4 protein-coding genes are annotated in these 9,186 nt (G+C 69.1%); 1 reads left to right on the top strand and 3 read right to left on the bottom strand.

The genetic code is table 11. The annotated features are described in order from the left end of the window. Positions 1-476 precede the first annotated feature (476 nt). The 3 genes from DAERI_RS21215 to DAERI_RS21205 all read right to left on the bottom strand — a co-directional run bounded on the left by DAERI_RS21215 (position 477) and on the right by DAERI_RS21205 (position 4,200). Positions 477-1,292, bottom strand: a complete 816-nt coding sequence (locus DAERI_RS21215) for a PQQ-dependent sugar dehydrogenase family protein (protein ID WP_201262812.1) — start codon at positions 1,290-1,292, stop codon at positions 477-479. Positions 1,293-1,427: 135 nt separating this feature from the next. Further along, positions 1,428-3,014, bottom strand: coding sequence for a S53 family peptidase (locus DAERI_RS21210; RefSeq protein ID WP_103131441.1), 1,587 nt, complete (start codon positions 3,012-3,014; stop codon positions 1,428-1,430). Positions 3,015-3,129: 115 nt separating this feature from the next. Then, complete coding sequence (locus DAERI_RS21205; RefSeq protein ID WP_201262811.1) at positions 3,130-4,200, bottom strand: Gfo/Idh/MocA family protein; 1,071 nt, start codon at positions 4,198-4,200, stop codon at positions 3,130-3,132. Positions 4,201-4,443: 243 nt separating this feature from the next. On the opposite strand from DAERI_RS21205, the gene DAERI_RS21200 reads away from it, so the two are divergent. Beyond that, positions 4,444-9,186 (top strand): glutamate synthase-related protein, encoded by a 4,743-nt coding sequence (locus DAERI_RS21200; protein ID WP_103131439.1) that lies wholly within the window; start codon positions 4,444-4,446, stop codon positions 9,184-9,186.

The following is a 9,186-nucleotide window of genomic DNA, read 5'->3' as shown; positions in this document are numbered from 1 at the left end:
TTTGCTTCTCAAGCTTCTTCCGTTGTCATGCTTCGCGGAGCTTGCGCTCCGTGCGCGTTCGGGGCGTTCCCCTCAGGCACCTCAGTAGTGTACTCGCTTGGCTCGAACTTGTCAAGACCTCGCTCACATTTTCCGAGTGCGCCTCGCGCAGGCCCATAAGGTACAGCCAACTCCTGGAGCTGTCAATACCACTTGGAGCAGGGGGTTGCCCCGTTCAAGTCCCGCGCGTCTGGGCCAGCCCCGCGCGGGCAGGTCCGCAAAGATAGCCCCACCCGTCTACCCTGTCAACAGCAGAAGTCACCGGGCCAGATGCGGGAAGTTAGCTGGGGGAGCAATCTCAGGACGCTTACAGTCAGTCCTTGCGGGAACATCCCCGGACCTGGCCTAAACCCGACACCTATGGGAATTGCCGCGCACTCTCACGCCCGCCCAGTTCGGTGGGGGGGAGGAAGCAGCGTGACGAATCAGGAGCAACCTCAGACCATCCGCTGCCTCAGCCGCAGGACTGCCGGGGACGCGGGCGGCTGGAAGGACGGCTTCACGACCTGGCCGGGCCGCGAGGGTGTGCCGAAGGGCTGGTACGCGCCCGTGACCACGGTGTCGGCGGCGGGCGTCAGCGGGTTCCCCGTCTGGAAGTTGCGCCCGTTCAGGGTGATATCCACGCAGGGGATGTCATCGAACTGCGGGAAGCGTTTCAGCCAGCCATAATCGGCATTATCCGTGCCCACGACGCTGCTGTTCGTCGCGGTGCCCTGCCCGAAATACACGTACCCGCCGCGCCCCACCACCGGACTGTTGGTGTGGTGGTCGCCCAGGCTGGGCAGGTTCTGCACGAGCGGCGTGACCTGACCGCCCGGGCTGATCTTCACGATCCGGCCGCCGCCGATCCCGCCGCCCTCGCCGACGTAGAAGGCCCCGTTCGCGTAGTCCAGGCCGTTCCAGGGCGAGCTCTCGCCGCGAGCGATCTCCATGCGGCCCCCGCCCTGCTCCAGCCGCAGGAGCCTGGGAACCGTGAACACCTCGCCGTAGGAGTAGCCCGCCTCCAGCACGTAGACCCGTCCCTGCTCGTCGAAGGCGACGGCGGTGGGGAAGTCGAGGCCAGTGGCGACCGCCTCCACCCGGTAGCCCGCAGGGACGGCGATATCCGCCGGGCGCACGGTGCGGACTGCTGGTGGGTTCGCCTGGCCGCCCCCGTTGGAGGGAAGGAGGTTGTAACAGCCGGTCAGCAAGGTGCTGGTGAGAAGGGCCTGGATGAACGTTCGTCCAGGGCGAAGGTGACGTATCCGCTGCATGGTCCGCCTTCCTGGGAGGGGCTCGGCTGGGGGATGAGCCTTCATCGTAAGAACCCGGCGGGGCACGTAGACGGACGACCTTTGGCCGTTTCTTGAGGTCGGCGTTTCCGTAGCCCACCCATGTGGGCCGGACCTTTACCCCTGCTCCTCCAGCGCCGCCAGTTTCCCGCCGTCCGGGCTGCCCAGGCCGGTGCAGGCGTCCCAGCCCGGTCCCGCCGCGTACGCGCCGTTGTTGCCCTCGGTGATGTCGCGCAGCACGCCCAGGGGGTAGAGCCGGGCGTTGAGGAAGCCCAGTGCCTGCCCCCGCCGCGCGTTGATCCGGGCGACCAGACCGGCCCACAGGGGCGAGACCGCACTGGTGCCGCCGATCACCGTATCCTGGCCGTCCACCCGCACCCGGTAACCCGTCTGGGGGTCGGCCACCGCCGACACATCGGGTACGCCCCGGCCCACCTGCCCACCCGGGTTGGCCGAGGGCGGCACGCCTGCGTCACGCTGATAATCGGGTAACGGAAAGGTGTCACTCACGCCACCACCCGTGGCGCCCCCGGACGCCCCCTGCCAGACCACCTCGCTCACGATCTGGCCGTCCGAGAGGCTGAGCCGGGTGCCGCCGCAGCCCGTGGCCCAGGGGCTCGACGCGGGGAAGTCGGTGTGCGCCAGGCCGTCGCCCACCCGGTCGTTCGAGCCGTCGTCCCCGGCGGCGCACAGGACGGTGACGCCCAGCAGGGCCGCGTCCTGAAAGGCGCTGTCCATCGCCTGCATGGCCTGGAGGGTCCAGTCCTTCTCAGGGGCACCCCAACTGATCGAGACCACGCTGGGCTGGCGGCGGGCGTCGTGGACGGCCTGGGTGACCGCGTTCAGAAACCCGGCGTCCGTGTTCGGCGCGAAGTACACGGCGATATTTGCGCCGGGGGCCACCGCGCCCGCCACCTCGATGTCGAGCATCACCTCGCCGTCGGCGCCGCCGGGGTCGCCCGTGGGGGCGTTGCGCCCGCCGTCCACGCTGATCGCCGTGACCCTCGGCAGAGGCAGACCCAGCCCCGCGAAATAGGCCCGGAGGTCCGCCGGGCGGTAGCCGCCCCCCAGCTCGATGATGGCAATGGTCTGCCCCGCGCCGTCCCCCTCCGGGAAACCGTAGGCGCGGGCCAGTTCGGGCGGCGTGAAGCTGGCCGCGACCTGCTCGGGAAAGGCGATGCTCTGAGAACCGACCGGGGCCGCCAGGCGAAAACGGGGACCCGCCTGCGGGCGGTCGTCCAGGCCGAACACGCCCTCCACCACCCCGATGAGGTCGGCGGGGAGGAGCACCGGCCCGCTGCGCCCCCGGAAGGTCCGGCCTCCCAGTTCGTACAGCCCCAGCCGGACCCCGAAGGCGGCCTCCACCTGCGCTACCGTGCCCCGCACAATGACGGTGCGGCGGGGCACGCTCGCCTCCACCACGCTCAGTTCCCGGCTGTGGGCGTAGGCCTCCACCCGCCCCAGGTCGTCCTCCGAGGCGCCGTACGTCCGGGTGTAGGCCTCGCGGGTCAGGGGCGCGGCGGCGACTTCGAGGGGCGTCAGCGGGCGGGGGGCACGCAGCCGCAGCGTCACCTCCACCGTGTCCCCCGGGCTGGGCACCCCCGTGGCCTGCGCCCCCTGGGGGAGGGTGCGGACGCTGCCGGGGAGGGCGGTGAGCGGCGACGGTTCCGGCGAGTTCGGGTCGGGACGGGTCGAGTCGGCCATCAGTGTCTCCCCGGCGGGAGGTTGCCCCCGCCTGCCGCGCCAGAGGGTGCCAGAAGCGCGAGTATAAGTGACGCTCCCAACCCCTCCTGAACAGTGGGTGTTATGGATTTGCTCCTCAGCGCAGGTCGTCCGGCCCGAGGAATTCGGCGAGGGGCACGGCCCGCCCCTCCCCCGCCGAGCGCACCGCCGCCAGGGCCAGGGCGAGGCTGGGAAGGTTCTCCCGCCCGGAGCTTTCCGGCTCGGTTCCCGCCCGGACGGCGTCCACGAAGGCGGCGAGGGCTCCGGCCCGGTCGAGGTGTGGCACGGCTGGAAGGGGCAGGGAACGCGCCCTCTTGCTCAACGGACGCACCTGCACCCGGTCGGGCGGCGGGTCGTTGCGGCTGGTCCAGCGCACCTCTCCCCCGCTCAGGTCCATCCGCCACTCACCCGCCCAGGGGGTAACCGGGCCGGAACTCACCCAGCTTCCCCGGTAACTGACAATGAGACCGCCCTCGAATTCGACCGTCGCCACCGCGCTCGCCGGGTCGCGGAAGGGGCTCCACGGGGGGTTGAAGGCGTGGCAGTCGATGGAGACGGGCTCCCGGCCCAGCACGAAGCGCATCAGGTCGAACTGGTGAATCGCCATGTCGAGGAGCAGCGGGTGGGGCAGGAGGTTGTGGGCGGTCGGTTCCGCCACCTGGCGCGGGCTATTTCGCCGGAAGTCCACCTCGACGTACCCGACCTCGCCGAGCCGCCCCTCGCGCACCAGTTGAGCGGCCAGGCGCGGGGCCGGGTGGAAGCGGTAGTTCTGGCTCACCATCAGGGGAAGGTTGCGCGCCTGGGCCGCCCGCACGACCTGCCGCGCCTCCAGGGCAGTGGGTGCGAAGGGCTTCTCGACGAGGACGGGCAGGCCCGCCGCGAGGGCAGCAAGGGCCACCGGGACGTGTGCATTTGCTCCAGTGGTGATCAGAACGGCATCCGCCTGGGTGGTACTCAGGGCTTCTTCGAGCGAGGCGAAGCAGCGGTCCTCCGGCGCCCCGCGTTCCTGGGCCAGCCGCAACGACTCGGGGTTCGCATCCACGAACGCGACCGTCTCGACCCGGGGTTCCGCCCGCGCGATCTTGATCCAGTCCCGTCCCCAGCCCCCCAGGCCGACCTGCACCAGCCGAAGTGGCGCCATTGCCCCCGTTCCCCCGCCGTTCGTCACCCCGCCAGCATAGCCGCCTCGTAGAGCAAGCCGGACGCGCCCAGCAAGAAAATGCGACCCCATGAATAAGACGGAAACGAGAACGCGGAGAGCCTCCAGGGTCTTTCGCCCGAACCCAGCGCCTCTTGTCTAGTGCGGCCATTGCCGAACAGGGCACACATGGACAACCCCCGCCGTCTATTTATGCAGGCTGTGTAGTCTCAAGTCCTATCCCGGCTGGCCGGGCCGAGAGAGGAGTGCCTGATGGATCACGACCCCACGAACCAACCCACCCCGCAGGAAATCGAGGCGCTCAGCCAGCACGGCCTGTACCGGGGCGAGCAGGAACACGATGCCTGCGGCGTAGGCTTTATCGCCCACCTGAAGGGGCACAAGAGCCACGGCATCATCACGCAGGGGCTGGGGATTCTGGAAAATCTGGACCACCGGGGTGCAGTCGGCGCCGACGAGCTGATGGGCGACGGCGCGGGCATCCTGATTCAGATGCCCGACGAGTTCTACCGGGCCGAGATGGCGAAGCAGGGCGTCACGCTGCCCCGCCCCGGCGACTACGGCGTGGGCATGATCTTCCTGCCCAAGGAACACGCCTCGCGCCTCGCGTGCGAGCAGGAGCTGGAGCGCGCGATCCGGGCCGAGGGGCAGGTGCTGCTGGGCTGGCGCGATGTGCCGGTCAACCGCGAGATGCCCATGTCCCCGGCGGTGCGGGCCAAGGAGCCCGTCATCCGCCAGGTCTTCATCGGCCACGGGCCGGACATCCTGGTGCCCGACGCGCTGGAGCGCAAGCTGTACGTGATCCGCAAGCGGGCATCGCTGGCGATTCTGCGCCTCAAGCTGACCCACGGGCGCGAATACTACGTGCCCTCCATGTCGTGCCGCACGGTGATCTACAAGGGGCTCCTCCTCGCCGGGCAGGTTGGCGAGTATTACCTCGACCTTCAGGACGAGCGGGTGGTGTCGGCGCTCGCGCTCGTCCACCAGCGCTTCTCCACGAACACCTTCCCCGAGTGGTATCTGGCGCACCCGTACCGCATGGTCGCGCACAACGGCGAGATCAACACCGTCAAGGGCAACTTCAACTGGATGCGGGCACGCGAGGGCGTGATGAAGTCGCCCGTCCTCGGCGACGACCTCCCCAAGCTCTATCCCATCAGCCTGCGGGGGCAATCGGACACGGCGACCTTCGACAACGCGCTGGAGTTGCTGACGATGGCGGGTTATCCCCTCGCCCACGCCGCGATGATGCTGATTCCCGAGGCGTGGGAACAGCACGGCGCGATGGACGAGCGCCGCCGCGCCTTTTACGAGTACCACGCGGCGATGATGGAGCCCTGGGACGGCCCCGCCGCCATGGTGTTCACGGACGGGCGGCAGATCGGCGCGACGCTCGACCGCAACGGCCTGCGCCCCGCCCGGTACATCGTGACGCGGGACGACCTCGTGATCCTGGCCTCGGAGTCGGGCGTGCTGCCCATTCCCGAGCACAAGATTCTGAAGAAGTGGCGCCTCCAGCCGGGGCGGATGTTCCTGCTCGACCTCGACGAGGGGCGCATTCTGGAGGACGAGGAGCTGAAGTCCCGCTACGCCTCGGCCAAGCCGTATCGGCAGTGGATCGAGAACGTGCGCGTGGAGCTGGGGAACCTCGCGGCGCAGGCCGAGGTGCCCGCTTTCCGCGAAACGCTGCTCGACCGCCAGCAGGCCTTCGGGTACACGCAGGAGGACCTGAAGTTCCTGCTCGACCCGCTGGCCGCCGCGGGCGAGGAGGGCGTCGGCTCGATGGGCAACGACTCGCCGCTGGCGGTGCTCTCCAGCCGCAACAAGCCGCTGTACAACTACTTCCGGCAACTGTTCGCGCAGGTTACCAACCCGCCCATCGACCCCATCCGCGAACAGGTCGTGATGTCGCTGGTCTCCTTTATCGGCCCCAAGCCGAACCTGCTCGACATCAATGCGGTCAATCCGCCCATGCGGCTGGAGGTCGCTCAGCCCATCCTCGACTTCGACGACATGGCGCGGCTGCGCTCCATCAGTGGGCAGACGGGGGGCAAGTTCCGGCCCTACGAGCTGAACATCTGCTACCCCGCCGCCTGGGGCCGCGAGGGGATCGAGGCCACGCTCGCCTCGCTGCGGGCGCATGCCGTGGACGCCATTCGGGAAGGGCACAACATCCTGATCCTGACCGACCGGGCAATGGACCGCGACCACGTCGCCATCCCCGCCCCGCTCGCGCTGTCAGCCATCCACCAGCACCTCGTCCACCAGGGCCTGCGGACGACGGCGGGCCTGGTCGTCGAGACGGGCTCGGCGCGGGAGGTCCACCACTTCGCGGTCCTCGCGGGCTACGGGGCGGAGGCGATTCACCCGTACCTGGCGCTGGAGACGCTGGCGGACCTGTATAAAAATGCGCCGGGAGGCGTGACGCCAGAAAAGGCCATCTCCAACTACATCAAGGGCGTGGGTAAGGGCCTCTCGAAGATCATGTCGAAGATGGGCATCAGCACCTATATGTCGTACTGCGGCGCCCAGATTTTCGAGGCCATCGGGCTCAGCGAGGAGCTGGTCGAGAAGTACTTCCGCGGCACCTCCACCCAGGTCGGCGGCATCGGCGTGTTCGAGGTGGCGGAGGAGGCGCTGCGGCTGCACCGGGCAGCCTTCAGCGACGATCCGCTGCTCGCCTCCATGCTCGACCTCGGCGGCGAGTACGCCTGGCGGGCGCGCGGCGAGGAACACATGTGGACGCCGGACGCCATCGCCAAGCTCCAGCACGCGACGCGCTCGGGCCGGGTCGAGACGTACCGCGAGTACGCGCAGATCATCAACGACCAGTCGCGGCGCCACATGACCCTGCGCGGCCTGTTCGAGTTGAAGGTGGACCCGGAAAAGGCGATTCCTTTGGAAGAGGTCGAACCCGCCTCCGAGATCGTCAAACGTTTCGCCACGGGCGCGATGAGCCTGGGCTCCATCTCCACCGAGGCGCACACCACGCTCGCCGTCGCCATGAACCGCATCGGCGGCAAGTCGAACACGGGCGAGGGCGGCGAGGACCCGGCGCGGTATCGCGGGGAGATGGGGGGCGAGACGATCACGGCGGGGATGACCCTGAGGGACATCCTGGGTGAGGGCCGCATCGAGGCTCCGGCAGATTACGAGCTTCAGGACGGCGACTCTCTCCGCTCCAAGATCAAGCAGGTCGCCTCGGGCCGCTTCGGCGTCACCACCGAATACCTCGTTTCCGCCGATCAAATCCAGATCAAGATGGCGCAGGGGGCCAAGCCGGGCGAGGGCGGGCAATTACCCGGCGGCAAGGTCAGCGAGTACATCGGGATGCTGCGGCATTCCGTTCCCGGCGTGGGCCTGATCTCCCCTCCCCCGCACCACGACATCTACTCCATCGAGGACCTCGCGCAGCTTATCCACGACCTCAAGAACGTGAACCCGCGGGCGGACATCTCGGTGAAGCTGGTGTCGGAAGTGGGAGTCGGGACCATCGCGGCGGGTGTGGCAAAGGCGAAGGCCGACCATGTGGTGATCGCGGGGCACGACGGCGGTACAGGTGCCTCGCCCTGGTCCTCCATCAAGCACGCGGGCTCGCCGTGGGAGCTGGGGCTGGCGGAGACGCAGCAGACGCTGGTGCTCAACCGCCTGCGGAGCCGCATTCGCGTTCAGGCCGACGGGCAGATGAAGACCGGGCGTGACGTGGTGATCGGTGCCTTGCTCGGCGCCGACGAGTTCGGTTTCGCCACCGCGCCGCTCGTCGCCGAGGGCTGCATCATGATGCGGAAGTGCCACCTGAACACCTGCCCGGTGGGCGTGGCGACCCAGGACCCGGTGTTGCGGCAGAAGTTCGCGGGCAAGCCCGAACACGTCATCAACTACTTCTTCTTCGTGGCGGAGGAGGTGCGGGGGATCATGGCCTCGCTGGGCATCCGCCGGTTCGACGACCTGATCGGGCGCTCGGACCTGCTCGACACGCGCAAAGGGGTGGAGCACTGGAAGGCGCGCGGCCTGGATTTCAGCCGCGTGTTCCACCAGCCCGCCGTGCCCGCCGGGGTCGCCCACCGCCATGTGGAGACGCAGGACCACGGCCTCGAACGCGCCCTCGACGTGACCCTGATCGAGAAGTGCCGCCCCGCGTTGGAACGCGGCGAGAAGGTGAAGGTGCTGGAGACCGCGCGCAATGTGAACCGCACGGTGGGGGCGATGCTCTCGGGCGAACTGATCCGCCGCCGCCCGGATGGCCTCCCCGACGACACCATCTTCATCCAGATGGAGGGGAACGGCGGTCAGAGTTTCGGGGCGTTCCTGGCGAACGGGATCACCCTCTACCTGATCGGCGACGCGAACGACTACACCGGCAAGGGCCTTTCCGGTGGCCGGGTCGTGGTGCGGCCCTCCATCGACTTCCGGGGCGACGCGACGAAGAACATCGTCGTGGGGAACACCGTGCTGTACGGCGCGACCTCGGGCGAGGCCTTCCTGCGGGGCGTGGCGGGCGAGCGCTTCGCGGTGCGGCTCTCGGGGGCCACGGCGGTCGTGGAGGGCACCGGCGACCACGGCTGCGAGTACATGACGGGCGGCACGGTCGTCGTGCTGGGCAAGACGGGGCGCAACTTCGCGGCGGGCATGTCGGGCGGCATCGCCTACGTGTACGACGAGGACGGGCAGTTCGCCTCCCGCTGCAACGCGGCGATGGTCTCGCTCGACCGGGTGGTGCCGAGCGCCGAGCAGGAGGCGACCATCGAGCGCCGCTTCTGGCACCGGGGCCAGACCGATGAGGCGCAACTGCGGGGGCTGATCGAGGAGCATCACCGCTGGACCGGCTCGTTGCGCGCCCGCGAACTTCTGGACCACTGGGAGGAGGCGCTGCCGGAATTCGTCAAGGTCTTCCCGCGCGAGTACGAGCGGGCGCTGGGCGACCTGGGCCGGGAGACGGGGCGCGGACCCTCCGGGGTGGGCCAGCCGACCGGCCAGGGCGTCCTGACGAAGTGA

The organism is Deinococcus aerius (genome assembly GCF_002897375.1).
Taxonomy (GTDB): Bacteria; Deinococcota; Deinococci; order Deinococcales; family Deinococcaceae; genus Deinococcus; species Deinococcus aerius.
This window is presented reverse-complemented; position numbering and strand designations above follow the sequence as displayed.

Coding starts and splice junctions, on each gene's coding strand:
- DAERI_RS21215 (WP_201262812.1), bottom strand. CDS start 1,292: ATGCAGCGGATACGTCACCTTCGCCCTGGACGAACGTTCATCCAGGCC.
- DAERI_RS21210 (WP_103131441.1), bottom strand. CDS start 3,014: ATGGCCGACTCGACCCGTCCCGACCCGAACTCGCCGGAACCGTCGCCG.
- DAERI_RS21200 (WP_103131439.1), top strand. CDS start 4,444: ATGGATCACGACCCCACGAACCAACCCACCCCGCAGGAAATCGAGGCG.